Raw genomic sequence first — 25,068 nt, forward strand, 5'->3', positions numbered from 1 at the left:
CAACTTTATGAATACAGAAAAACTCAACTTCGACATCCACAAGATCCTGCAGCTGCTGCCGCATCGCTATCCGATCCTGTTGGTTGATCGCGTGCTCGAGCTGGTACCGCACGAAAGCATCAAGGCGCTGAAAAATGTCACGATCAACGAGCCGTATTTCGTTGGGCACTTCCCGAGCCGGCCGGTCATGCCGGGTGTGCTGATTCTCGAAGCCCTGGCTCAGACCGCAGCATTATTGACCTTTTCCGAGGCGCCGCACGACGCGGCGACGACGCTGTATTACTTCGTCGGTATCGACGGCGCGCGATTCAAGCGACCCGTGGAACCGGGCGATCAATTGATCCTGAACGTCAGTTTCGAGCGCTATATGCGCGGCATCTGGAAGTTCAGTGCCAAGGCAACGGTCGACGACGTGGTTGCTTGCGAGGCGACTTTGATGTGCACCGTCAAGCATTTCGATAAGGAAGGCGACAAAGATAGCGAGCAGCGCGTATGAACGGCATAACGACTCAAGCGAAAATCCATCCGACCGCATTGATTGCCCCAGGCGCGGAACTCGACTCCAGCGTTGAAATCGGACCCTACGCCGTGATTGGCGAGCACGTACGGATGGGCCCGGGAACCAAGGTCGGTTCGCATTCGGTAGTGGAGGGGCATACGACGCTGGGCGAAGACAACCGCATTGGCCACTTCGCTTCCATCGGCGGCGATCCGCAGGATATGAAGTATCAGGGCGAGCCGACTCGTCTTGAAATAGGCAATCGAAATACGATCCGGGAATTCACGACGATCCACGTCGGCACTGCGCAAGACACCGGTGTGACACACATCGGCGACGACAACTGGATCATGGCCTACGTGCATATTGCGCACGATTGCCACATCGGCAACCACACGATATTTTCCAGCAACGCGCAGATTGCCGGCCACGTGAGTGTGGGCGACTGGGCGATCCTCGGCGGTATGTGCGGTGTTCATCAGTTTGTGCGCATTGGTGCGCACTCGATGCTAGGCGGGGCTTCCGCGCTGGTTCAGGATCTGCCGCCGTTCGTTATCGCCGCGGGCGACAAAGCCGAACCTCATGGCGTGAACGTCGAAGGTTTGCGTCGCCGCGGGTTCTCCGCCGACGCGATTGCGGTACTGCGGGCTGCGTACCGGCATCTTTACAAGTCGGGACTGTCGCTCGATGACGCCAAGGTTCAACTGCGCGCATTGGCACAGCAGGGCGGCGATGGCGACGAGCATGTGAGCGCCTTAGTCAATTTCATCGACACCGCCAAGCGCGGCATCATACGCTGATGTCACGCATCGGTGCGACGCGGCAGTTGAGCGCATGAGTTCGTCATCGACCCTGGGGTCCACGACGCCCGGCCAGACGCTGCCGTCGCTCCAGTCCGATGGCGGGCTGCCGCTACAGCCACTATTGCCATTGCGTATTGCGATGGTGGCAGGCGAGCCCTCCGGCGATCTGCTGGCCTCCTCGGTACTGCAGCGGCTGCATGCCGATCTGCCGAGCGGCACGCAGTTTTACGGGATCGGCGGTCCGCGCATGTTGGAGGCCGGTTTCGATACCCATTTCGAAATGAGTACGCTCACGGTCAACGGTTATCTGGAGGTGCTCAAGCATATTCCCGATATCCTCAAGATACGCCGAGGCATCGCTCACCAATTGATGGTCGATCCGCCCAACGTATTCGTCGGTGTCGATGCACCCGATTTCAATTTCGCCCTGGAAGAGAAGCTGAGGCGCTCGGGGGTGCCGACCGTGCATTTCGTGAGCCCGTCGATCTGGGCTTGGCGCGGTGGGCGGATCAAGCGTATCGCGCGGGCAGTCGACCACATGCTGTGCGTGTTCCCGTTCGAAGCTGCTATCTATGAAAAAGCCGGGATCGCGGCGACGTATGTGGGCCATCCGCTGGCCGATACCATCCCCTTGCAACCCGACACGCTGGGTGCACGCGCTAAACTGGGCATGGCGCCGGGGGGACCGGTCGTGGCCGTATTGCCTGGCAGCCGACGCTCCGAAATCGAGCGCATCGGGCCGGTGTTTTTCGCGGCAATGGCCTTGATGCAGCAGCGCGAGCCCGCCGTGCAGTTCGTGGTGCCGGCGGCGACGCCCGCGCTTCATGAAGTGCTAAACACGCTGGCAGCAGCTAATCCGCAGTTGTCGCTGACGATGACGGATGGCGGCTCGCACTTGGCGATCGAGGCATCGGACGCCGTCCTGATCAAAAGCGGCACTTCCACACTGGAAGCCGCGTTGTATAAAAAACCGATGGTGATTTCTTACAAGGTGCCCTGGCTGACGGGCCAGATCATGAAGCGCCAGGGCTATTTGCCTTATGTCGGTTTGCCGAATATTCTTGCTGGACGGTTTGTCGTGCCGGAAATTCTGCAGGACTTCGCGACCCCGGAAGCGCTTGCGGATGCGGTGCTGCGCCAGCTCAACGACGAAGCCAACCGGAGCACGCTCGAACAGGTGTTTACCGAGATGCATCACACCCTGCGCCATGGAGCAGGCGAAAGGGCGGCCGAAGTGATCGCCACGGTGGCCATGGATGGAAAGAAGCGCAAATGAGCACGACGGTACGCACACCACGCGACGACGCTTCGCGTAAAGCAGCGGGCGCTCCCTCGGGCAAGCGCATGGCGCCCGGCTCGGGGCGCTCCAGTGCCGCGAAGCTTCAAAGCAGCTTTGACTTGAACCCATTGATCGGACCGGTTTGCGGCGTCGACGAAGCGGGGCGAGGTCCGCTGGCGGGGCCCGTGGTGGCCGCCGCTGTGATTCTCGATCCGGCACGTCCGATCATGGGTTTGGACGATTCCAAAGTGTTGTCGGCCAAGAAGCGAGAAGCGCTGTTTGTCGAAATCCGCGCCCATGCGCTCGCTTATTGCGTCGCATCGGCGAGCGTCGAGGAAATCGATACGCTGAATATTCTGCAGGCCACGATGCTGGCAATGCAGCGGGCCGTGCAGGGGCTTGCGATCACGCCAGTGCTGGCGCAAATCGACGGCAACCGCTGTCCGACACTGTCTATCTCTTCACAAGCAATCATTGGCGGCGACGCACTGGTGCCGGCCATCTCGGCGGCATCGATACTTGCCAAGGTCACGCGCGACCGGTGGCTGGTGGACTTACATCAGCAGCATCCGGTGTACGGTTTCGACCAGCATGCCGGATATGGCACGCAGCGCCATTTGGCAGCGCTGCATGAGCATGGTCCCTGTATTCATCATCGTCGTTCGTTTGCGCCGGTGCGCGAAGCATGGGCCAGGATGGCAACCCGGACGGGCGCGCTCGCGGAAATAGTCGTTGAAACGACGCGTGTAGACCTCACGCTCGCTGTTCCGTTGGCGTCTGCCGAGCGCGGCGCACATGTTGCGGACTCGTTGGCGACGCCGCAAGACACGCAGCCGCCTTTATTTTGACCATCTGATGAAGCGGCTTACTTCGCGTGACAATCCCTTTTATAAACGCCTTAAAGCGCTAACCGGTTCGGTTCAGCAACAGCGCAAAAGCGGTGTCATATTGCTTGAAGGCGTGCATTTGGCGCAGGCCTTTCTTGAGCGCGGCCTTGAACCCGATCAATGTGTGGTGAGTGAAAGCGCGTTACTGCTTGCAGAAGTGCAGGCGATCACGGCGCGGCTCGATAGCAGCCGCGTGACCGTGCTGCCGGATGCGCTTTATCACGCGCTGTCTACGGTGGCCAATGGCGTGGGGCTGATTCTGTTGGCACCGTTGACGGCACCGGTATGGCCTGCGCCGATTACTGGCGATTGCTTGATCCTTGATGGCGTGCAGGACGCCGGTAACGTCGGCTCGATCTTGCGCAGTGCCGCGGCGGCCAATATTCGTGCGATTTTCTGCGTTAGCGGCACGGCGTTTGCCTGGGCGCCCAAGGTCATACGCGCCGGCATGGGTGCGCACTTCATGCTCGATATCGTCGAAGGGGTGGAGGTGGCTGATATTTTGACGCAACTGGCGGTGCCGGTGGCAATCACCGATTCGCACGGTGCACGCGCCGTGTTCGATACGCCGTTGCAAGGACCGCTGGCTTGGGTGTTCGGCAATGAAGGAGCCGGAGTTTCCGCACAGTGGCGCAGCGCGGCGACGCATCGGGTCACGATTCCGCAGCCTGGTGGGATGGAATCGCTGAACGTCGCTGCGGCGGCGGCTGTCTGCTTGTTCGAACAGGTGCGTCAGCGGCGCGTCTGACGCCGCCGCTGTTGCGTCAGTGAAGCACGGGCGAGCTGGCAGGTTCGTCGAGCATCGCGCTTAGAAAATTTCTCTTCAGCCACGCCCGGCAGCATTGCGCAGGCGCACCGGTGACGCTGGCCATAAACGCGATGCAATTGTCGATGTTGAATATCGGCCGACCTTCCGCGGTGTGCTGGATAAGCTGTGTGCAGGCGCGCACCTGTGCATCGAGCCGGTCTACCTGGGTGATACTTCTTCCCGCAATTCCGCATAAGTGCATGTAGAGCATGTGCGCAGATTCCAGCTTACTCAGTTGATCGATCGAGACATGCGTGTTGAGGTAGGCATCAATTTCTTCCAGGGTTCGCATATTCGCTCCAATGTAGGTTTCTCTGTTCGGCCCGTGCATGAGCCGGTACGCCAGCAGGTGTCGCTGATCGCCGGGCCCACCCCGGCGTCCAGTTGCTGAGCGGCAAATCGCCGATCTAGCGGGGCGGCCCATGCGACGTGAACCCGCTTGCTCGCATGACTAGCCGCTCTGGAACGGCAATCTCCCATAGCTGAACACTAAACAAGGTCGCCAGCCGCGGGAAATCACCCATCATCTTCATCTCGCGCCCGTCTAGGCCGTAGTCAGTGATCCATCCGTCAGAAAACACGGGTGGGTTGACCGAGTAGTTAGGACTATTAATAATAAAACCGGCTATTTACTCAATTCAATTCAACGGTCGTTCCCCTTGTTGGTTAAATTCGAGATGCTGTGCTTATGACTTTTGTCATAAGAGGCGAGCTTAGCATAAGACATTCTGTTGTCAAGGAATCGTCGAAGTGAGGTATCTCGATAATGAAACGGTGGAACAGAGAAAGTCTTATCTCATTATCTCTTGGTCTCATTCTTAAGTGAGATAGCGAGGCGTGATTGCGAATTCGTGAGGGCCGGATATAATTTAAAAAATGAACGACATTGACCCATCTATCTCATTAAACGAATTCAAAAGCCGCGTATTCTCGATAATAAAAGATGATGGTATTTCCATAAGCGAGTTGGCGAGAATAACCGGAATTAAACAGCCGACATTACATAAAGGATTATATGGAGAAAGAGAATTGACATTCAGCAATGCAACATCCATCGGTAAAGCTTTAGGTTTAGAGCTATTTAAAACAAAAAAAACAAATTTCGACATCGTTCCGGTAATAAAAAATTTGACTCAACTGAGTTTGATCAATGAGTCAGATCTATCTATATGGGACGAATATGCCACTCTCGACATCAATTTAAAAGAATCTTGCATAGTGGTCGACCAAAGTCTACTTGAGAAAAGAATTGCGCCGAAGCAATCGCTGCTGGTCATCAACACAAAGGATTTCAGCGAAAAAAACGCAGTCTATTTTTTCGGTAAAAAATTATCATTGATCTTCGAAGGTGGCTCCAGGTTAGGCAGTCTCGTCGAAATTATTTTTCGGGGCACAAGATGAGTCATTCGCTAAAAAATAAAATATTCCAAATTTTTGATCCCGTAGCGATGGCATCGTTTTTCATACTACTGGCTGCGATTGTATCAAATCTCACGTCATACAAAATAGTCGAATTCGTCGGAGTTCAAGCCAGTATCGGAACACTCACGATGCCGATAATTCTGATGCTACTTAATCCAGTCGCGGAGGTTTACGGTAGAGAGAAATCGAATCAGATATTGATCGCGATATGTGTGTTGGAAGTATGTTTTTCCGTGATTTTTGTTGCATTAAGCCACTTGCAAAATGACTGCACACTCCTTCAGGGAGACGCGGATCACCGCAAATGCGAAGCAATCAACCTAGCGCATACAATCGTCAGTCAGAATATTATTAGAGGTTCGATATCGTTTTCTGTCGGATTTATCGTCGGTGGCTATTTGAACTCAGTGTTTCTTTTATATCTTAAACGTCTATGGTCAATCAAGAAATTTTATGTGAGAAACGTGTCCTCATCGATTGTCGGTGAGGTCATATATACCGCTATATGTTTCACATTGGCTTTCTACGGCGTGTTTCCATTTTTGACCATAGTCAAAATATCCGCCTTCAGTTTGGTTTTCAAATTATTTGCCACCCTCCTCTTGTCTTGGATATCTAAAATTGCAGTCCAGCTGTTTACCGAACATAAAAATTGGAGTGAATCCATATCGTCGATCAGAACGGTAAAATTTTCGTCCAGGCATATGCAAATATGAAAAAAATCAATTTGGAGCGCACTGTCGATTTAAAGTCGTTATCGATTCCGATGGCCCCTGTATATGCATTTGAAAGCAACTACTGTTTCACGAGTAAATATTCATGCTGGCAGAGGGTCATCTACAGAGCATCTGTAACAATATTGCTATTCTCAGATCGTATAGCGCTGGTCCCGTGCACACGCGAAGGTACTGGAATCATCGACGCGTTGAAAAAAATGATTGATTTGAAAGACGACAGAAGAATCGTTTCAGCGCAGAGCCTAATAGTCAGAAAATACATCAGCGTAAGCGATTATGTAGACCAAATTACTTATCTGCTAGAAAATTTCGAAGCGGACGCCGATTTTGGTCTTTATGGATTTTTTTCTTACGAACTCATAAATATGAAGTTGGGCATGGAAATTCCAGATCTGCCACTCGGAATTTTCTACTTGCCAGAAGTGATGTCCGTCAATCGAGATCCAGTTTTTCAATATTCCATGCAAGGGCATGGCGGTGCTGATGTGAAAATCTCCGAGCCAATTATTTTAAGTCATGAGGGCTCCTTCGACCTGCAAAAATTTTCGAAAGGCGAGTCTGGCGTATACGAGCAGTTATACGATCTTTCTCAAAACAATATTTCGTCTAGAAAAATAAAATCACTTAATCCAAGTTTCCCGATATCAAAAGAAATAAAAATCAATTCTTATACGATATACGAAAAACTAAAGTCCCAAAACTTGGCGCCGTATAATTTTTATATCTCTTATTACGGATTTGACGTGGTCGGCTCATCGCCAGCGATGTTTATTAGAATCAAATCAAATTTTGTCGAGAGCAGCCCAATTTGTGGCACCATCGCCCGCGGAAAAACAGACGAAGAAGATTTTTCAAAAACAAAAAGGTTGCTTGAGTCGGAGAAGGATGATTATGAATTGTCGCAGTGTATCCGCTGCGACATGGAGGCAAAAAAAATTAGCTGTGATCGGGTTACATTGGTTCGCGGGAAAGAGATCGAGAAATTCACGAATGTGTTTCACACTTCTGCTCATATAACGGGCCTGCTTCGGTCCGACAAAACAATCGGCAACGTCATTGAAGATCATCTGTGGCCGTCTACGATCGTCGGCTCGCCCGTAGCTACTGCTGCCAGATTGATCGCCGAAAATGAGGTGAGAAATTGGTATGGTGGAGCATTCGGATATATTTTAATGAATAACAAGGTTGACTTCGGAACTATGATACGGTGCGCCGCTCTTTACAAAGGGGTTGCTACAACGAGAGTCGGGAGCACAATCACAAAATACTCAAAACCTCAATTGGAGAGTGATGAGTTACGCGCGAAGGCATCGTTGATATTGGGAGTGTTATGAGAACGCTCACCATAGAGGAAATTTCGCACAAAGCGGTATCTATTAGATTAATAGGAACTAGTCACGTTTTCAGAATAAATTTTAATAGAGTGGTGAAATTTTCAGATATTCTGGGACTGGAAAAGGAGGAACTATTGCTAGTTGGTGTTGTAGCGGGGAAGGTTGCGCGTGGTAATGCAAAATTGCTGTGTCAATACAATTTCGAAGAGATGGAAATCGCTGGGGATTTTCGTATAAAAAATATCAATTTTGATCGGTACGTTACATTTATTAAGAATGATAAAAGTCTGATCAAGGTGGTTTTCAGAGAAATTTTCAGTAATATGAATATTATTAACATGATATCGGATGAAGTATCTTTTTATGCCGGGTTTTTGTATGGTGTATTTTCATTGTCTAGCGACGAATTGGTATTAGGCAATCATCCAAAGCCGTATTTGGCGGCAGAATGCGGTGTGAAGGCTTAGGCCCAACTCGTTAAGGACGGTCTCTGCGACAGCCAACGCAGCATCCGGTTTCCCTACATCCTCTTCTACATGCCAAGCAGCGGACAATGCTGCCCAGGATGCGATCCACGCGAGAAGGCGATGACGATCAAGACAGGCCGCTTCTGCGACGATCTCGACTTGCCTCGGCCAGTTCTTGATGCTGTCTCATCAATTTTCCACGAAGATCTTGAGCGTTAGCGGATCCGTCTCGCGACGAAAGCCCGCTCGCTCATAGAATTGATAGCTCCTGTCACTTGGCCAGACAAGCAGCAACTCCAGTTGTTGGGCTTTGGCCCAATTTCGAGCTGCGGCGAGCAAACCTGCGCCGATTCCCTTGTTACGAAATTCCGGCAAAGTGTAGACATTGGTGAGATATCCCCATTGGCCCCTGATATTTCCGGGACGAGGGATCTTCATTACCTTGACTATCGATAAGGCCGCGATTGCCTGACCTTCACGCTCTGCCAAGAAATGTACGAGGCTGTCGCATGCTTCGATGCTAGGCAGCGCAGAACAAAATGCCGCGATGAACTCCTTTCGCTCCAAGGAAGTGTTTGTCGGCAGGTCACCCGTGCTGAGCCTCCAACGGAGGTCTGCAAGTGATTCGATGTCGTCAGGGGCCGCCAAACGAAATTGAACGGCATCCTCGCTACATTTTTTATCAGCCAAATAGCACCTCTCACGGTCGGATTGACCTACACCATAGTCTGGTGTCGGGGCCGTCCAGTCAGGAACGATCAAAAGCCCGACCAATGCACCGATGGCCATCGTCAAAGCCGCGTCGGGCACGGCCCATGTTCAGGAAATGCGGTATCGATCAGCGCTTCTATTAGCTTATCGCAACGGGCAAATTGAAGAGCGCGCACCGCTCAGGCAAGGTGGTGGAAAGCACCGATAGTTGAGGCGAATATTCGCGACTTTAATGACTTCGGTCATTGCAGCGATAGATGGCAGAGTGTTAGAATTTTTGCTGCCGCATCGATAGGGGAGTCGCCAAGTTGGTTAAGGCATCGGATTTTGATTCCGACATTCGAAGGTTCGAGTCCTTCTTCCCCTACCAGTACCCAGGGTCTTACGGTGCCAGAATTTTGCTTAAGAAGTAGTCCTACTTTAAGATGCCGTCAGGCACCGCATCGCGAGCGCTTTCGATACCAATCACTCGGCCGCATAGCACCGCCGCCGCAGGTAGCCCCAGGTCACTGATCTTGCTGGCCGCGCGGCTGGCGCAGCCACTACCGAACACCGCACGACCCCCGCCTACGCTCAATAATTGCGACGATCCAGTTTGATTTCCTGCAGCACAGTAGTAGCAATTTCCTCGATCGATTTGTGAGTCGATGAGAGCCACTTGATACCATCGCGACGCATCATCGCTTCGGCTTCATTGATCTCATAGCGGCAGTTCTCCAGCGCCGCATATTTGCTGCCCGGACGCCGCTCGTTGCGAATTTCGGAAAGCCGCAGCGGATCGATCGACAAGCCGAACATTTTGCTTTTGTGCGGCATCAGCGGCGTCGGCAGACGACCTCGCTCGAAATCTTCCGGAATCAACGGATAATTAGCCGATTTGACGCCGTATTGCATCGCGAGGTACAAGCTCGTCGGGGTCTTGCCGCTACGCGAAACGCCCACAAGGATGACATCCGCGTCTTCGAGGTTGCGGTTGCTTTGGCCATCGTCATGCGCCAACGAAAAATTGATCGCTTCGATCCGGTTCCGATATTCGTCCGTGTCTGCTGCTTGGTGGCCGCGGCCCATCGCATGACTGGATTTGACCTGTAGCTCCTCTTCGAGCGGAACAATAAAGGTCTGGAACATGTCCATCACCAACGCCTGCGATTTTTTTACAATCTCGTTCGACTCGGAATTGACCAAGGTCGTAAATACGATCGGGCGTCGTCCATCCAGCACCGCTGCCGAATTGATCTTATCGGCCGCCTCGTACGCCTTCTCGTGCGAATCGATGAACGGCAGGCGTAGCAGCCGGAACTTCAAGTCGAATTGGGACAGGATCGAGTGCGCGAAGGTTTCGGCGGTAATTCCGGTGCCGTCTGAGACAATGAAAACGGTGGGTGGCATGGCGATGATGGCGTTGGAGCTGCGTGGTTGCGTGTAAAACGCATAAATGCCGACGGTAATTTCATGCAGCGGACACATCCGCATACCTGGCACGGTAGAATAGCGGCAACTTGTTGGATAAGCAATCGTCACCCGCGGCGGGCTCAGGCCCGTCTGGCGGGCTGAAGCATGGCCCAGGCGGTTTGCGGCGCGGTGCTCACTGCCACGCTGCGGCCCCGTCGTTGCGTAGCCAACCCTGTGCAGGAAGCCGGGGCGGGCGCAGATCAGGCGATTTCTTATCCAACGGGTTGAAGCGCGACACCTGGCTATACAGCCTGCGCGTCGTCAATGGCCGCCGTCACGGACGGCCTCCTTGACGATTGCTGCGGCGTACGAACGGTCGTTGGCGCTCCCTCGAATTTCTTCTCACTTTAGGACTTTCCATGACCCAAGCAGCACATGATGGCGCGTACGTCGTGCCATTCGAGCAACTACGGATGGGCGACGTCGAAATCGTCGGCGGCAAGAATTCATCGTTGGGCGAAATGATCAGCCAACTGGCTGGCGCTGGCGTGCGTGTACCGGGCGGCTGTGCCACGACCGCATTGGCGTTCCGCGACTTTCTCGCTGTCAGCGGGCTGGCCGATCGCATCGCCAAGCGCCTCGAAAATCTGAATATCGACGACGTCAAGTCGCTGGCCGAAGCCGGTCGCGAGATCCGCGAGTGGATCATCGCGGCACCGTTGCAGCCGCGTCTGGAACAGGAAATTCGCGAGCAGTTCGCGCGCCTGCAGGCCGGTTCGCCCAACGAACTGTCGTTTGCCGTGCGCTCGTCGGCGACCGCCGAAGACTTGCCCGACGCGTCGTTCGCCGGACAGCAGGAAAGCTACCTCAACGTGGTGGGCATCGACGACGTACTGGATCGCACCAAACACGTTTTCGCTTCACTGTATAACGACCGCGCGATCTCGTATCGCGTCCACAAAGGCTTCACGCACGCCGAAGTGGCGCTGTCGGTCGGTATCCAGCGCATGGTGCGCTCGGACACCGGTGCGGCTGGCGTGATGTTCACGCTGGATACCGAATCGGGTTTCCGCGATGCGGTGTTCATTACGTCGAGCTACGGCTTGGGCGAAACAGTGGTGCAGGGCGCCGTCAATCCCGACGAATTCTACGTGTTCAAGCAGACGCTGGCGGCAGGCAAATACCCGATCATCCGTCGCTCGATCGGCTCCAAGCTGATCAAGATGGAATTCACCGCGGCTGGCGAAGAAGGCCGCGTCAAAACGGTCGACGTTACGCCCGAGTTGCGTAATCGCTATTCGATCTCTGACGCCGATGTGATTGAACTGGCGAAATACGCCGTCATCATCGAAAAGCATTACCAGCGCCCGATGGACATCGAGTGGGGTAAAGACGGCCAGGACGGCAAGCTTTACATCCTTCAAGCGCGTCCCGAGACGGTCAAGAGCCAGGCGAGCGACAAGGCCGAGCAGCGCTTCAAATTGAAGGGTTCGGCGCCAGTGCTGACCACCGGCCGCGCAATCGGCCAGAAAGTGGGCGCAGGGCGCGTGCGCGTGATTCACGATCCGAGCGAAATGGAACGGGTCCAACCCGGCGACGTGCTCGTGGCTGATATGACCGATCCGAACTGGGAGCCGGTCATGAAGCGCGCTGCCGCTATCGTGACCAATCGTGGTGGCCGTACCTGTCACGCGGCGATTATCGCGCGTGAACTGGGTGTGCCGGCCGTGGTCGGCTGTGGCGACGCGACCGACGTGCTCAAGGATGGCGCGCTCGTGACCGTGTCGTGCTCGGAAGGCGATGAAGGCAAGATTTACGACGGTCTGATCGAAACCGAGGTGACCGAAGTGGAACGTGGCGAATTGCCGCCGATTCCCGTCAAGATCACGATGAACGTCGGCAATCCGCAACTGGCGTTCGACTTCAGCCAGTTGCCCAACGCCGGTGTGGGTCTGGCGCGCCTGGAATTCATCATCAATAACAACATCGGCGTGCATCCCCGGGCGATTCTCGAATATCCGAACATCGACCAGGATCTGAAAAAGGCGGTCGAGAGCGTCGCTCGGGGCCACGCGTCACCGCGCGCTTTTTATGTCGACAAGGTCGCTGAAGGCGTTGCGACGATTGCGGCTGCGTTCTATCCGAAGCCCGTGATCGTGCGCTTGTCCGACTTCAAGTCGAACGAATACAAGAAGCTGATCGGCGGTTCGCGTTACGAGCCGGACGAAGAAAATCCCATGCTCGGTTTTCGTGGCGCGTCGCGCTACATCTCTGACGACTTTGCACAAGCGTTCGAGATGGAATGCATTGCGCTCAAGCGCGTGCGTGAGGATATGGGTCTGACCAACGTCGAAATCATGGTGCCGTTCGTGCGTACGGTGAAGCAAGCGGAACGCGTGATCGGATTGCTGGCGAAATACGGCTTGAAACGCGGTGAGAACGGTTTGCGCCTGATCATGATGTGCGAGATTCCGTCGAATGCCATCCTGGCCGACGAATTCCTTGAGCATTTCGATGGCTTCTCGATCGGCTCCAACGACTTGACCCAGCTCACGCTGGGCCTGGATCGCGATTCAGGGATGGAGCTGCTGGCGGCCGATTTCGACGAGCGCGATCCTGCGCTTAAGTTCTTGTTGCGGCGCGCGATTCAAGCTTGCGTGAGCAAGGGCAAGTATGTCGGTATCTGCGGTCAAGGCCCGTCCGACCATCCGGATTTTGCCGAATGGTTGACCCGCGAAGGTATCGAGTCGATTTCGCTCAATCCGGATACGGTAGTCTCAACCTGGCAAGCACTGGCGAAGCTGATCTAAACGCACTGTGTGTGTTCCGGCCTTGAACAAGGCGGGAACAGCGTTCTAGCTTAGTAAGTGGTGGACAAATAAGCGGTGGACAAATAAAAACCCCTGGTTTGCGAACCAGGGGTTTTTTTTAAAAGTATTTTATAAGCCGTTTTTTGTACGCACTTCTGCATGGCATGCTTTCCTGACTCCGCGCACGCTCAGTCCTTCGCTTTGTTCCTCGCTTTGTTCCGCAGTGTAGAAGGGTGGCCTCTCACTTCGAACCCGAACGCATCAGCCGCGCTTTCTCGCGGTTCCAGTCGCGCTCTTTCTCGGTTTCCCGTTTGTCGTGTTGTTTCTTGCCCTTTGCCAGCCCAACCTCGCATTTGACCAAACCGCCTTTGTAATGGAAATTCAGCGGGACCAGCGTGAAGCCGCGCTGCTCGACTTTGCCGATCAGTTTCTTGATTTCGTCGGCGTGCAGCAGCAGTTTGCGCGTGCGCACCGGATCCGGCAGCACGTGGGTCGACGTGGATAGCAGCGGGCTGATGTGAGCGCCGATCAAGAACAATTCGTTGTCGCGGATCACGACATAGCCTTCCTTGATTTGCGCGCGGCCAGCCCGGATCGCCTTGACCTCCCAGCCCTGCAGCACCACGCCGGCTTCGTATCGATCCTCGATAAAATAATCGTAAAACGCTTTTCTGTTATCGCTGATGGTCATGAATGGAAAGCTGCCTGCACATTAAAGATAAGCCGATAAACGTTCCGGCCGAATAAACCAGTAAAATACGATTTTAACAAAGCGAGCGGCCCCTAGCTGCCAGCATGTACGAATCGTGCCTTGGGTTTTTGCAAGACGCGCCGTACATCCGACTTTTGCGCCAGTCTTGAAGGCGCGATAGGTTCTCCGTTCGTTTTTCGCCAAGCAGCCTAATATCTATGGCAGATGTGCAAAAAACGGTTTTAATTCGCCATTCGGCCGAGCAGATGTTCGACCTGGTAACCAATGTCGCGGACTACCCCAACTTTCTTCCCTGGTGCGGTGGCGTTGAAATCACGCGCGCGGACGAACAGGGCATGGACGCGAAAATCGATATCAACTTCAAGGGTATCAAGCAGCACTTTGCTACCCATAATACGCATCAGCGGCCCGGTTCCATCAATATGGAGTTTGCCGATGGGCCGTTCAAGAAATTCACCGGCTATTGGCGTTTCGTGCCATTGCGCGAAGATGCCTGCAAGATCGAATTCGCATTGCACTATGAATTCGCCAACTTCATTCTCGAGAAGATCATCGGCCCGGTGTTCAACCATATCGCCAACACGTTCGTCGAGTCGTTCGTCAAACGCGCCGAGGTGATCTATGGCTCAAAATGACGCGGGCGCGAGCGACGCGTCGTCTCCGACTGCGAGTAGCCTGACGGTGACCGTATGTTACGCCTTGCCGGACGTCCAGACTTCGATCGAATGTCGTTTACCCGTCGGTTCGACCGCAATCCAGGCGATTCGTGCCAGCGCAATTCTGGAACGCTATCCGGAGCTGGATCCGCTAGCCTGCAAAATCGGCATTTTCGGCAAGGTCCAGTCGCCCGACACGGTGCTGACTCAGGGCGACCGGGTCGAACTGTACCGGCCGTTGACAGTGGACCCCAAGGTTGCACGTCAGCGCCGGGTAGAAAAAATCCGCGCGGCCGGCTCGACGGAAGGGCGGAAGTGGCAGTCCAAGGAAACGCGCTAAGCACCCCCACTCATCGACGCGACTCATCGACCAGACTGAACCACTCGACTCATCGACCCGATCCGTCTCAGTGCAACGGCGGTTCACCCGCTACCGCATCCTTGCTCGCGGATCGATCGGACGCATGCAACTGGACCGACCACGTCACGCCCAACATCAATAGCGCAATTGCCGCAACCTCAAGCGAACGGGGCAGCCGATCGTCGTAGATAAACCCGTATAGCAGTGCGAACAAGGTTTCGAAGACGATCATCTGCCCCGACAGCGTCAGCGGCAACCGCTTGCTTGCGGCGTTCCATAGACCATTGCCCAACCACGAAGCACCCACCGCCAGCACCAGATTGACCACCCAGAACATATGCCAGCGCGGCAAGGCCATGGCGCCCTGGTGTAGCGAGCCGGGCACGGTCAGCGCGGCGATGCCGAGCAATACACCGAGCAAACCAGTCATCACACCGCTGAGCACCGACCATTCGTTGCCGCTATAGCGCACATGCTCTTTCAAATATCGCGCGTTGGCGACCGCAAACCATGTCCAGCTCGCCAGCGCGCCGGTCACGCACAACAGGCCGATGATGCGCTCACTCAAGCTGTTCATGCCGCCCGTTATCGGCGCGTTGAACACATCCACATTGATGCAGACAATGCCGGCGAGCACCAGCGCCAGCGGCCATACCAGCTTGCGCATCGATACCGCGCCGTGATCGCGATGGCCGACCAGGGTAACGGTCACGGGCAACACGCCCACGATCAGCGACGAAGGCGCGATCCCGACTCGCTGGATCGCAGCCGATAGCAACACGTAATAGACAATATTGCCGGTCAGAGCGAGGCCGATCAACGCTATGCAGTCGCGCCGGGTGATCTTGCCCAGCAAGGCGCGCGCGATCGGCAAACCCGCCAGCAGCGAAACCAATCCATACGTGACATAGCGGCCCGCGGAGAGCGCCAGTGGCGAAAAGTCAGGCAGCAGGCGAGGCGCGATAAAAACGGAGCCCCAGAAAGCCCCCGCCATCACGCCATACGCTACACCTCGCCGCATCCCCTCGTCTCCACGTTGTTTCCAATTTAATCCGCTTGATCCCGGATGATTGTGGCTTGCAAAACAGCCCGCGAGCATAGCATGGGCAGGCTGCGCGCGGCATCCCATATTCAGCGCGGGTGGCTGCGCGAGCCTGTTCATGGCCTTCCGGGCGCGTGGCTTGTCCGATCGGGTGCTGAAACATTTCGGAACTTTCGCGTATAATTCGATTTTGCGCCCATAGGATTTGCCATGCGTTTAATCCAGAAAGCACTCACGTTCGATGACGTGCTACTCCTGCCAGCGTTTTCGGACGTGCTGCCACGCGACACCAGCCTCAAAACCCAATTTACCCGCAACATTTCGCTCAATATGCCGCTGGTATCCGCTGCCATGGATACGGTGACTGAAGGGCGGCTCGCTATCGCCATGGCGCAGCAGGGGGGTATCGGGATTGTTCACAAGAATCTGACGCCGGCTGAACAAGCTCGCGAAGTGGCCAAGGTCAAGCGCTTCGAGTCAGGCGTTCTGCTCGATCCGATTACCGTTCCGCCCGATTTTTCGGTGGCGCAAGTCATCGAACTGTCGCGCCAGCATGGCATTTCGGGCTTCCCAGTGGTCGAAGGCCGCCAACTGATCGGTATCGTGACCAATCGTGACTTGCGTTTCGAGCAACGTCTCGATCAGCCGGTACGCGCCATCATGACGCCGCGCGAGCGCCTGGTCACCGTGACCGAAGGCACGCCGCTGGCCGAGGCCAAGGCGTTGATGCACTTGCATCGCCTGGAACGGGTACTGGTGATCAACAGCGCATTCGAATTGCGCGGTCTGATTACCGTCAAGGACATCCTGAAAGCCACCGAGCACCCGGATGCCTGTAAGGACAGCGACGGCAAATTGCGCGTGGGCGCAGCAGTCGGCGTGGGCGCCGACAATATCGAACGCATCGAACTGCTGGTGCAGGCCGGCGTGGACGTCATCGTGGTCGACACCGCACACGGCCACAGTCTGGGCGTGCTGGAGCGCGTGCGCTGGGTCAAGCAGCAGTTCCCGCACATCGACGTGGTCGGCGGCAATATCGCCACCGCCGATGCGGCCCGTGCCCTGGTTGAATACGGTGCAGACGCGGTCAAGGTCGGTATTGGCCCCGGTTCGATCTGTACCACCCGGATCGTAGCCGGCGTGGGCGTGCCGCAAATCACCGCGATCGCCAACGTGGCAGAAGGCCTGAAAGGAACCGGCGTGCCGCTGATCGGCGACGGCGGCATCCGTTATTCGGGTGATGTCGCCAAGGCGTTGGCAGCAGGCGCCAGTTGCGTGATGATGGGCAGCATGCTCGCCGGCACGGAGGAATCGCCGGGCGACGTGTTCCTGTATCAAGGCCGCCAATACAAATCGTACCGTGGCATGGGTTCGGTGGGCGCGATGAAAGACGGCGCCGCCGATCGTTATTTCCAGGACAATTCTGCCAATATCGACAAGCTGGTTCCGGAAGGCATCGAAGGGCGCGTCGCGTTCAAGGGCAGCGTCAACGCGATTCTGTTCCAGGTCACCGGAGGTGTGCGCGCAAGCATGGGTTACTGCGGTTGTAACACCATCGCGGAAATGCACGATAAGGCGGGTTTCGTCGAAATCACTTCGGCGGGCATCCGCGAGTCGCACGTCCACGATGTGCAGATCACCAAGGAAGCGCCGAACTATCACGTCGAGTAAGTGAATAAGTGAGGAAACCAGGCGTCATGCGAGCCTTTTGCCATCACGTAGGTTCTTTACCCCGGAAAGCCCTGTGAGATGGGCGCTGCACTCCGGCTTGCGCGCGGCGATCGAGCGCGAGCCGAAGTGTGGCAGGTTTCGGGGGCGCCGCGCTGCGGCAATCCCGGTCCATGACTGTCTTCGTCCTAAACATGCGGCGGCGAATTCCAGCTCGCACATCTGCCCGACCGTTTGCCGCTTTACTTGCGCTTCATTGCTTACACCGCATTGTGGCGTTAGCGCCTTACCGCATTTACCGTTTGCCAACCCTCTCTAGCAGCCCTTCCTCATGCACGACAAAATTCTGATTCTCGATTTCGGCTCCCAGGTCACTCAACTGATTGCCCGCCGGGTACGCGAAGCCCATGTGTATTCGGAAATTCATCCGTACGACGTCGATGCCGAGTTTATCCGCGCCTTCGCGCCCAAAGGGGTGATCCTGTCGGGCGGCCCGAGTTCGGTGACCGAAGCCGGTTCGCCGCGCGTGGCGCAAGCGGTGTTCGAGCTGGGCGTGCCCGTGTTGGGCATTTGTTACGGCATGCAATTGATGGCCGTGCAATTGGACGGCAAGGTTGAGCCAGGCCTGGTGCGGGAGTTTGGCTACGCGGAAGTGCGCGCCCACGGTCACACGAAACTATTCGAAGGCATCGAGGATTTCCAGACAGCCGAAGGGCACGGCATGCTCAAAGTCTGGATGAGCCATGGCGACAAGGTCACGGCCATGCCGGAAGGCTTCAAATTGATGACCTCGACTCCGGCTTGCCCGGTGGCGGGCATGGCCGATGAGGCGCGCCGGTTTTATGGCGTGCAGTTCCACCCTGAAGTGACGCACACGCTCAAGGGCACTGCGCTTCTGAATCGCTTCGTGCTCGACATTTGCGGCGCACGCGCCGACTGGAAGATGGGCGATTACATCAACGAAGCGGTCGCAAAAATTCGTGAGCAGGTCGGCCATGAGCACGTGATTCTCGGTCTGTCGGGCGGCGTCGACTCGTCGGTTGCCGCGGCCTTGCTGCACCGCGCGATCGGCGATCAACTGACCTGTGTGTTCGTCGATCACGGCTTGTTGCGGCTGAACGAAGCGACCCAGGTAATGGAAACGTTCGCCGAGCACCTGGGCGTGAAAGTGATCCACGTCGATGCGACGGCGGCGTTCATGTCGGAGCTTGCGGGTGTGACTGACCCGGAACAGAAGCGCAAGATTATCGGCCGCGAATTCGTCGAAGTGTTCAAGGCGGAAGCGGGCAAGCTGACCGATGCCGAATGGCTCGCGCAAGGCACGATCTATCCCGACGTCATCGAGTCGGCGGGCAAGGGCAAGAAGGGCACGGCAACCATCAAGAGCCATCACAATGTCGGTGGCTTGCCCGAAGATCTGAAACTCAAATTGCTTGAACCGTTGCGCGAACTGTTCAAGGATGAAGTACGCGAGTTGGGCGTGGCGTTAGGTCTGCCGCCGGCGATGGTCTACCGCCACCCGTTCCCAGGGCCGGGCCTCGGGGTGCGCATCCTGGGCGAAGTGAAGCACGAGTTTGCCGAACTGCTGCGTCGCGCCGATGCTATTTTTATCGAAACGCTGCGCGATTTCGTCGATCCGCAGACCGGCAAGTCTTGGTACGACCTGACCAGTCAAGCGTTTGCCGTGTTCCTGCCGGTCAAGAGCGTGGGGGTGATGGGTGATGGCCGCACGTACGAGTATGTGGTGGCGTTGCGGGCGGTGCAGACTCAGGATTTCATGACCGCCCACTGGGCGCATCTGCCGCACGAGTTGTTGGGGCATGTGTCGAACCGCATCATCAATGAAGTGCGCGGGATTAACCGGGTGGTTTATGACATTTCGGGGAAACCGCCGGCGACGATTGAGTGGGAATAAAAGCATAATATTCTTTCCATTTTGGCTAATTAGAGTAGTAATATTGCTCTTATGGCCAAAAAAACCGCTCCCTTGCTACCCGGTACCGAGCTGCGTTTGCAGCAGCTCGGGGAGCGTTTACGCTTGGGACGCCTGCGTCGGCGCCTGACCGGCAAGCAGGTCGCGGAACGGGCGGGAATGACGCCAGTAACATTGCGGAGCTTGGAGAAGGGCAGTTCCGGAGTCACGATAGGCGCCTATTTGGCCGTCATGCAGGTATTGGGCGCGGACAAAGACCTAGATCTCCTCCTGAAGGACGACCTCCTCGGCCGAAACCTGCAGGATGCTGCGCTGCCAAGGCAGTCACGCGCTACAAAGCAAATTGCACCCCCGGCGCCAAAGCGTCGGGCCTCTACGTCTGCTCCCTCCGAAAAGACAGAGCCCTACGTCGCGAGCAATTGGACGGCAGATGACACGTTCGTTAGTGCAGACAACCTAGTCTCTCTCATCAAGATGTCCACGTCGGACAAGAAGGGGCCGGCGAGATGAACAACGGGTTTATTGCCGTCTATGGAGATTGGGGCGGCCTTGCCGAGCCTCTGAGGTTAGGTAGGCTTTACACGCACTCCGCTGCTGCCCAGGAAGTCTTCGAATACGAATTCGACGATGAAGCGCTGAATCTGCCAGATATGGCCGGTCTCAAGCTCGACCCGCGGCTCGGTTGGTTCACGGGCCGACAGTATCCGCCACAGGGACAGGAGACGTTTGGTGCATTCAGTGACGCCAGCCCGGATCGATGGGGGCGCTTGTTGATGCGCCGGCGGCTGGAGCGGGCGCAGCGCGCCGGCCGGGCCGACCCCAAGGCGCGGCTTTATGAATCAGACTACCTGATGGGTGTTCATGACGCATATCGCGTCGGTGCGCTGCGCTTTCGGCGTGACGACGAAGGACCGTTCCTGGACGACCAGCACGACATTGCAGCGCCTCCGTTTGTGCAATTGCGCGCGCTAGAGGCCGCAAGCCTGGCCCTCGAGCGCGATGAAGACAATACGGCGCGCGAAGCCGACGAATGGCTGCGCATGCTGATCGCACCCGGCGGTTCATTGGGGGGGGCACGTCCCAAGGCCAGCGTGGTCGATCCAACAGGACACCTTTGGATCGCAAAGTTTCCCAGTGCACGGGACGACTATGACGTCGGAGCCTGGGAAATGGTGCTGTACACCTTGGCCAAGGCCTGCGGGCTTGACGTGCCCGATGCGTTGGTCCGGCGGTTCGGCAGTGCTCACAGCACCTTCCTGGTTAAGCGGTTCGATCGTACGTTGCAGGGTCGGCGGCGGCACTTTGCTTCCGCGATGAACCTGACTGGCCACCAGGATGGTGATGACGCCTCGACAGGCGCCAGTTACCTGGAAATCGCGCAGGTGTTGATGACCGACGGCGCGAGCACCGATGCCAATCTGCGAGAGCTGTGGTCGCGCATTGTCTTCAATCTGCTCGTGTCCAATACCGATGACCATCTGCGCAACCACGGTTTCTTGCTGGAACCGGGACGAGGGTGGGCACTTTCTCCCGTATTCGATATGAACCCGGTACCCCGCGCCCACGGGCTGAAGCTTAATATCAGCGAGTCGGACAACGCGATGGATCTGGAGTTGGCACAGTCCGTCGCGCCTTACTTCAGAGTATCCGTTGAGCAGGCCGAAGAAATTATTTCGAACCAGATTCATGTTGTTTCGCAGTGGCAGGCGATCGCCGATTCTCTTTCAATCTCTCACAGAGAACAACAACAGATGGGAGCTGCTTTTCGTCTTGCCGTGCATGCATAAATAACGATCAGATCAATACTATTCAACACATTTATCCTGCGCGGCAAGATGGACGCCTCCGAGTTCAAGGAATATATCTTTGGGATGCTGTTTCTCAAGCGATGTTCCGATGTGTTCGAGCAACGTCGTGAGGAAGTTATCCGACTTGAAATCGATGCTGCGAAAGCATCAGATCAATCATCGTCAAACGCTTTTGACCATGACGGCTTAGGGGGCCTGTTGACAACCGAGTGGAATAAAGGGGACCTATTCTTCCATTTAATTGACTTGGTGCTGGTCTGGCGACAGGCCAAGCCGAATACTTATTGCATTATCGCGATGCCCGGCACTACAACCCGGGCTTAGCATAGGTCTCCTGACAGACCTGCCGCAACGACGCCGCAAACAACTGATCTGCCGTACGATGCAGTCCTTGTGCACGCGTGAACATCGCGATCGGCGGCAACGTCCAGTCAAACGAATACGGCACGATCGCAACGCCCGCAATACGCACCAATTCCTCGGCAATATCCGCCGGCACGATCGATACCGCTCTCTCACTCGCAACGATCATTTCGCCTATCAGTTTGGACGAGTAGCTTTCCACGATAGGAGTCGGTGGAACAAGACCCGCACCGAGAAAAATATCGGCCACCTGCTCGCGCATAGGCGTATGCGGCGCACCCAATACCCAGTCCAGATCGACCAACTTACGCCAGTCCAAACGAATGCGTCCCAACTGGGCCGCCAATCGGCGGCTGGCAATCAGCCGTGGCTGCTGGCGGTACAGCACCTCGAACCTGACCTGCGCCAAATCGACCGACGAAGAAGCGCGGCCGACAACCATGTCCAACGTGTGGTCACGCAACTGGGACAGCAACTGGTCGCTCGTGCCCTCATGGATCGTCACGGTCACTCGCCGATCGGCTTCTGGAAGCGTGCGCTGAACCGCTGCCGACAATATTTGGCCCGAGATGAAGGGGGTCACGCCGATGTGGAGGTGCGCGGCATGCCCGGAGGCGACCGTCTCCATATCCCGCACCAAGTGGCCGAGGTCGTGAATCATGGCCTGCGCCCGGCTTAGTACCACCCGGCCCAAGGCCGTAGGGGCCATGCCGCGCACCGAACGATCGAACAATGGCGCACCGAACATGCTCTCCAGTTCAGCCAGCGCATTGGTGATGGCCGGTTGGCTGCTCGCCATATGCTCGGCCACGCGCGTCAGCGAGCCGTGCTGCTGGATTTGCAGCAACAGGATCAGGTGTCGCATTTTCAGACGCGCACTCAACATTCTGAGCACCTCGCCCGTATTAAATGCCTCCATGGAAAATCGACTCCATCATGAAAAAGTGATGAGGGCATCATAAATCAAAATAATTGCCTTATGTATCGTGCCTAGAATTGTCGCAAATCGGGACATAACGACGGCAGTACGACTAACAGGGGCAAAACATGAACACCACAGATCGGCAAGCAGCTTTGGACTATCACGAGTTCCCGACGCCAGGAAAAATCGCGGTCACCGCGAGCAAACCCCTGGTTTCACAGCGCGACCTGGCGTTGGCCTATACACCGGGCGTAGCGGCCGCCTGCGAGGAAATCGCGGCTGATCCGCTCAACGCCTTCCGTTTTACGGGGCGCGGCAACCTGGTGGGTGTGATCACCAACGGCACCGCGGTGCTGGGGCTGGGCAATATCGGTGCGCTGGCCTCGAAGCCGGTCATGGAAGGCAAGGCGGTGCTGTTCAAGAAGTTTGCCGGTATCGACGTGTTCGATATCGAGATCAACGAGAGCGATCCCGACAAGCTGGTGGATATCATCGCCGGCCTGGAACCTACGTTTGGCGGTATCAACCTGGAGGACATCAAAGCCCCTGAATGCTTCGTCGTCGAGCGCAAGTTGCGTGAGCGCATGAAGATTCCCGTCTTTCACGACGACCAGCATGGCACGGCGATCACCGTTTCGGCCGCCTTCATCAATGGCCTGAAAGTGGTAGGCAAGGATATTAACCAGGTCAAGGTGGTGGCTTCCGGGGCGGGCGCGGCGGCGTTGGCCTGTCTGGATCTGATGGTGCATCTGGGCCTGCCGCTGGAGAACGTCTGGGTGACCGACATCGAGGGGGTGGTCTACGAGGGCCGCAAGACCCTGATGGACCCCGACAAAGCGCGGTTCGCACAGAAGACCGCGGCGCGCAAGCTGGCCGAGGTCATCGAGGGCGCCGACGTATTCCTGGGCTTGTCCGCTGGCGGCGTGCTTAAGTCCGAGATGGTGGCAAGCATGGCGGCGCGGCCGCTGATTCTGGCCCTGGCCAACCCTACGCCAGAAATCCTGCCCGAGGTCGCTCATGCCGTGCGCGACGACGTCGTCATGGCAACGGGCCGTTCCGACTACCCGAACCAGGTCAATAACGTCCTCTGCTTTCCCTACATCTTCCGCGGCGCGCTGGATGTGGGCGCCACCACGATCACGCGCGAAATGGAAATAGCGGCGGTCTACGCCATAGCGGGGCTGGCCGAAGAGGAGCAAAACGATGTCGTAGCGGCGGCCTACGGCAGCTACGGCCTGCCATTTGGCCCGCAGTATCTGATCCCCAAGCCATTCGATCCGCGTCTGATCGTGCGCATCGCTCCCGCCGTGGCAAAAGCGGCAATGGAAAGCGGCGTGGCCACGCGTCCAATGGCGAATCTCGATGCCTACGTGGAACAACTGCAGCAGTTCGTCTACCATTCCGGCGCATTCATGAAGCCGCTGTTCGCCGCGGCCAAGCAACGGGTACGCGACGGTGGCAAGACGCGCATCGTCTTCACCGAAGGCGAGGACGAACGCGTGCTGCGCGCCGTGCAGGTCATTGTTGATGAAAAGCTGGCCCGTCCGATCCTGGTGGGACGTCCTGAAGTGCTGTTATCGCGTATCCAAAAATTCGGCCTGCGGCTGCGCTTGGGCCACGACGTGGAGGTCACCAGCCCCGAATATGACGACCGCTTCCATCAGTACTGGACGACGTACTGGGAGTTGATGTGCCGCGACGGTATCACCAAGGAAATGGCGCGCGTCGAAATGCGGCGTCGGCTCACATTGATCGGCGCCATGATGGTCCGTCTCGGCGATGCGGACGGCATGATTTGCGGCACGGTCGGTGCCTATCACGATCATCTTCGATTCGTGGATCAGGTCATCGGCAAGAAGCCGGGCTCGCAAAGCTATGCGGCCATGAACATCCTGCTGCTCGATGGTCGTACCGTGGCACTGGTCGATACCCATGTCAATGACGATCCGACAGCGGAACAGATTGCCGAATTTACCGTCGCGGCGGCGCAGGAGATGGCCTGGTTGAACTTGACGCCCAAGGTCGCGCTGCTTTCGCGTTCGAATTTCGGCTCGGCCAGCTCTGCCTCCGGCGCCAAGATGCGTCGTGCGCTCGAGCTGGTGCTCGAACGCGCGCCCGATCTCGAGGTCGACGGCGAGATGCATGGCGATTGCGCGCTGGACGAGGCGCTGCGCTCGCGTATCCTGCCGACGTCTCGGTTGAAAGGCGCCGCTAATCTGCTGGTCTGCCCTAACGTCGATGCGGGCAACATTGCCTACAACCTGCTCAAGACGGCGGCGGGCAGCAACGTGGCGGTCGGCCCGTTCCTGCTGGGCGTCAATGCTCCGGTGCACATCCTGACTTCGAGCTCAACGGTAAGGCGCATCATCAATATGGCTGCGCTGACCGTGGTAGATGCGAACCGAGAACAGTAATCAATCGCTTCACAGGTCGATAAGCAGGTCAATGCGGAAT

The 25,068-nt window shown here is 56.4% G+C and carries 25 protein-coding genes and 1 tRNA gene; 19 read left to right on the top strand and 7 right to left on the bottom strand.

The features are described 5' to 3' along the window. Positions 1–7: 7 nt before the first annotated feature. The 5 genes from fabZ (at position 8) to GSQ77_RS14105 (ending at position 4,216) form a co-directional block, all read left to right on the top strand. Positions 8–496, top strand: coding sequence for a 3-hydroxyacyl-ACP dehydratase FabZ (gene fabZ / locus GSQ77_RS14085; RefSeq protein ID WP_158903250.1), 489 nt, complete (start codon positions 8–10; stop codon positions 494–496). Further along, positions 493–1,299, top strand: a complete 807-nt coding sequence (gene lpxA, locus GSQ77_RS14090; protein WP_158903252.1) for an acyl-ACP--UDP-N-acetylglucosamine O-acyltransferase — start codon at positions 493–495, stop codon at positions 1,297–1,299. Before fabZ ends, lpxA begins: the two co-directional genes overlap by 4 nt. Before the next feature lie 106 nt (positions 1,300–1,405). Next, complete coding sequence (lpxB, locus tag GSQ77_RS14095; RefSeq protein ID WP_158903907.1) at positions 1,406–2,578, top strand: lipid-A-disaccharide synthase; 1,173 nt, start codon at positions 1,406–1,408, stop codon at positions 2,576–2,578. A 68-nt stretch (positions 2,579–2,646) separates the two neighbouring features. Further along, positions 2,647–3,429, top strand: a complete 783-nt coding sequence (gene rnhB, locus GSQ77_RS14100; RefSeq protein WP_158903908.1) for a ribonuclease HII — start codon at positions 2,647–2,649, stop codon at positions 3,427–3,429. A 7-nt stretch (positions 3,430–3,436) separates the two neighbouring features. Further along, positions 3,437–4,216: an RNA methyltransferase gene (locus tag GSQ77_RS14105; RefSeq protein WP_158903254.1), complete on the top strand. Its 780-nt coding sequence runs from the start codon at positions 3,437–3,439 to the stop codon at positions 4,214–4,216. A 16-nt stretch (positions 4,217–4,232) separates the two neighbouring features. On the opposite strand, the gene GSQ77_RS14110 is transcribed toward GSQ77_RS14105, so the two are convergent. Then, entirely contained in the window at positions 4,233–4,568 is a 336-nt protein-coding gene (locus GSQ77_RS14110; RefSeq protein ID WP_158903256.1) for a hypothetical protein, read from the bottom strand. A gap of 584 nt (positions 4,569–5,152) precedes the next feature. Between GSQ77_RS14110 and GSQ77_RS14115 the strand changes: the two genes are divergently transcribed. From GSQ77_RS14115 to GSQ77_RS14130, 4 genes are read left to right on the top strand one after another with little or no spacing between them, the layout of a single operon-like run. Then, a complete protein-coding gene (locus GSQ77_RS14115) occupies positions 5,153–5,677 on the top strand; it encodes a helix-turn-helix transcriptional regulator (RefSeq protein WP_158903258.1) in 525 nt (174 codons plus the stop codon). A gap of 47 nt (positions 5,678–5,724) precedes the next feature. Further along, the gene (locus GSQ77_RS29960; protein ID WP_367889676.1) at positions 5,725–6,414 is read left to right on the top strand and encodes a queuosine precursor transporter; all 690 of its coding nucleotides are present in this window, start codon (positions 5,725–5,727) and stop codon (positions 6,412–6,414) included. After that, positions 6,411–7,769, top strand: a complete 1,359-nt coding sequence (locus GSQ77_RS14125; RefSeq protein WP_158903262.1) for a chorismate-binding protein — start codon at positions 6,411–6,413, stop codon at positions 7,767–7,769. Before GSQ77_RS29960 ends, GSQ77_RS14125 begins: the two co-directional genes overlap by 4 nt. Then, on the top strand, positions 7,766–8,236 hold the full coding sequence (locus GSQ77_RS14130) for a hypothetical protein (RefSeq protein WP_158903264.1): 471 nt from the start codon (positions 7,766–7,768) through the stop codon (positions 8,234–8,236). The genes GSQ77_RS14125 and GSQ77_RS14130 overlap by 4 nt, the downstream gene beginning before the upstream one ends. Here GSQ77_RS14130 and GSQ77_RS29800 read toward each other — a convergent pair. Together GSQ77_RS29800 and GSQ77_RS14140 are read right to left on the bottom strand one after the other, a co-directional pair. Further along, positions 8,183–8,416: an aminoglycoside phosphotransferase family protein gene (locus tag GSQ77_RS29800; RefSeq protein ID WP_158903909.1), complete on the bottom strand. Its 234-nt coding sequence runs from the start codon at positions 8,414–8,416 to the stop codon at positions 8,183–8,185. The genes GSQ77_RS14130 and GSQ77_RS29800 overlap by 54 nt on opposite strands. Before the next feature lie 9 nt (positions 8,417–8,425). After that, entirely contained in the window at positions 8,426–9,046 is a 621-nt protein-coding gene (locus GSQ77_RS14140) for a GNAT family N-acetyltransferase (RefSeq protein ID WP_158903266.1), read from the bottom strand. Between the two features lie 194 nt (positions 9,047–9,240). Here GSQ77_RS14140 and GSQ77_RS14145 point away from each other — a divergent pair. Then, positions 9,241–9,317: transfer RNA gene (locus GSQ77_RS14145), tRNA-Gln, on the top strand. A 203-nt stretch (positions 9,318–9,520) separates the two neighbouring features. Here the strand turns inward: GSQ77_RS14145 and GSQ77_RS14150 are convergent. After that, positions 9,521–10,336, bottom strand: a complete 816-nt coding sequence (locus GSQ77_RS14150; RefSeq protein ID WP_158903910.1) for a pyruvate, water dikinase regulatory protein — start codon at positions 10,334–10,336, stop codon at positions 9,521–9,523. Positions 10,337–10,758: 422 nt separating this feature from the next. Between GSQ77_RS14150 and ppsA the strand changes: the two genes are divergently transcribed. Beyond that, entirely contained in the window at positions 10,759–13,149 is a 2,391-nt protein-coding gene (ppsA, locus tag GSQ77_RS14155) for a phosphoenolpyruvate synthase (RefSeq protein ID WP_158903268.1), read from the top strand. A 241-nt stretch (positions 13,150–13,390) separates the two neighbouring features. On the opposite strand, the gene smpB is transcribed toward ppsA, so the two are convergent. Next, the gene (smpB, locus tag GSQ77_RS14160) at positions 13,391–13,840 is read right to left on the bottom strand and encodes an SsrA-binding protein SmpB (protein WP_158903270.1); all 450 of its coding nucleotides are present in this window, start codon (positions 13,838–13,840) and stop codon (positions 13,391–13,393) included. Between the two features lie 218 nt (positions 13,841–14,058). On the opposite strand from smpB, the gene GSQ77_RS14165 reads away from it, so the two are divergent. Beyond that, on the top strand, positions 14,059–14,496 hold the full coding sequence (locus tag GSQ77_RS14165; protein WP_158903272.1) for a type II toxin-antitoxin system RatA family toxin: 438 nt from the start codon (positions 14,059–14,061) through the stop codon (positions 14,494–14,496). Beyond that, positions 14,483–14,857 carry an RnfH family protein gene (locus GSQ77_RS14170; protein ID WP_158903274.1) on the top strand — a complete coding sequence of 125 codons (375 nt, stop codon included), beginning with the start codon at positions 14,483–14,485 and terminating at the stop codon, positions 14,855–14,857. Before GSQ77_RS14165 ends, GSQ77_RS14170 begins: the two co-directional genes overlap by 14 nt. Positions 14,858–14,924: 67 nt before the next feature. Here the strand turns inward: GSQ77_RS14170 and GSQ77_RS14175 are convergent, their stop codons facing one another. Beyond that, positions 14,925–15,899 (bottom strand): DMT family transporter, encoded by a 975-nt coding sequence (locus tag GSQ77_RS14175; RefSeq protein ID WP_158903276.1) that lies wholly within the window; start codon positions 15,897–15,899, stop codon positions 14,925–14,927. A gap of 231 nt (positions 15,900–16,130) precedes the next feature. On the opposite strand from GSQ77_RS14175, the gene guaB reads away from it, so the two are divergent. From guaB to GSQ77_RS29510, 5 genes are all read left to right on the top strand, one after another. Continuing rightward, positions 16,131–17,591, top strand: a complete 1,461-nt coding sequence (gene guaB / locus GSQ77_RS14180) for an IMP dehydrogenase (RefSeq protein WP_158903278.1) — start codon at positions 16,131–16,133, stop codon at positions 17,589–17,591. 328 nt (positions 17,592–17,919) lie between these two features. Continuing rightward, a complete protein-coding gene (guaA, locus tag GSQ77_RS14185) occupies positions 17,920–19,503 on the top strand; it encodes a glutamine-hydrolyzing GMP synthase (protein WP_158903280.1) in 1,584 nt (527 codons plus the stop codon). A gap of 51 nt (positions 19,504–19,554) precedes the next feature. Beyond that, positions 19,555–20,031 carry a helix-turn-helix transcriptional regulator gene (locus tag GSQ77_RS14190; RefSeq protein ID WP_158903282.1) on the top strand — a complete coding sequence of 159 codons (477 nt, stop codon included), beginning with the start codon at positions 19,555–19,557 and terminating at the stop codon, positions 20,029–20,031. Beyond that, on the top strand, positions 20,028–21,308 hold the full coding sequence (locus GSQ77_RS14195; RefSeq protein WP_158903284.1) for a type II toxin-antitoxin system HipA family toxin: 1,281 nt from the start codon (positions 20,028–20,030) through the stop codon (positions 21,306–21,308). The genes GSQ77_RS14190 and GSQ77_RS14195 overlap by 4 nt, the downstream gene beginning before the upstream one ends. Positions 21,309–21,344: 36 nt before the next feature. Continuing rightward, positions 21,345–21,653 (top strand): type I restriction-modification system subunit M N-terminal domain-containing protein, encoded by a 309-nt coding sequence (locus GSQ77_RS29510; RefSeq protein ID WP_301951163.1) that lies wholly within the window; start codon positions 21,345–21,347, stop codon positions 21,651–21,653. On the opposite strand, the gene GSQ77_RS14205 is transcribed toward GSQ77_RS29510, so the two are convergent. Beyond that, positions 21,637–22,611 (bottom strand): LysR substrate-binding domain-containing protein, encoded by a 975-nt coding sequence (locus tag GSQ77_RS14205; protein WP_158903286.1) that lies wholly within the window; start codon positions 22,609–22,611, stop codon positions 21,637–21,639. The two genes, GSQ77_RS29510 and GSQ77_RS14205, sit on opposite strands and share 17 nt — an antisense overlap. Before the next feature lie 128 nt (positions 22,612–22,739). Here GSQ77_RS14205 and GSQ77_RS14210 point away from each other — a divergent pair, with 128 nt between their 5' ends. Then, on the top strand, positions 22,740–25,028 hold the full coding sequence (locus GSQ77_RS14210; protein ID WP_158903288.1) for an NADP-dependent malic enzyme: 2,289 nt from the start codon (positions 22,740–22,742) through the stop codon (positions 25,026–25,028). Positions 25,029–25,068 lie beyond the last annotated feature (40 nt).

Source organism: Burkholderia sp. L27(2015) (genome assembly GCF_009765705.1).
Taxonomy (GTDB): Bacteria; Pseudomonadota; Gammaproteobacteria; order Burkholderiales; family Burkholderiaceae; genus LMUX01.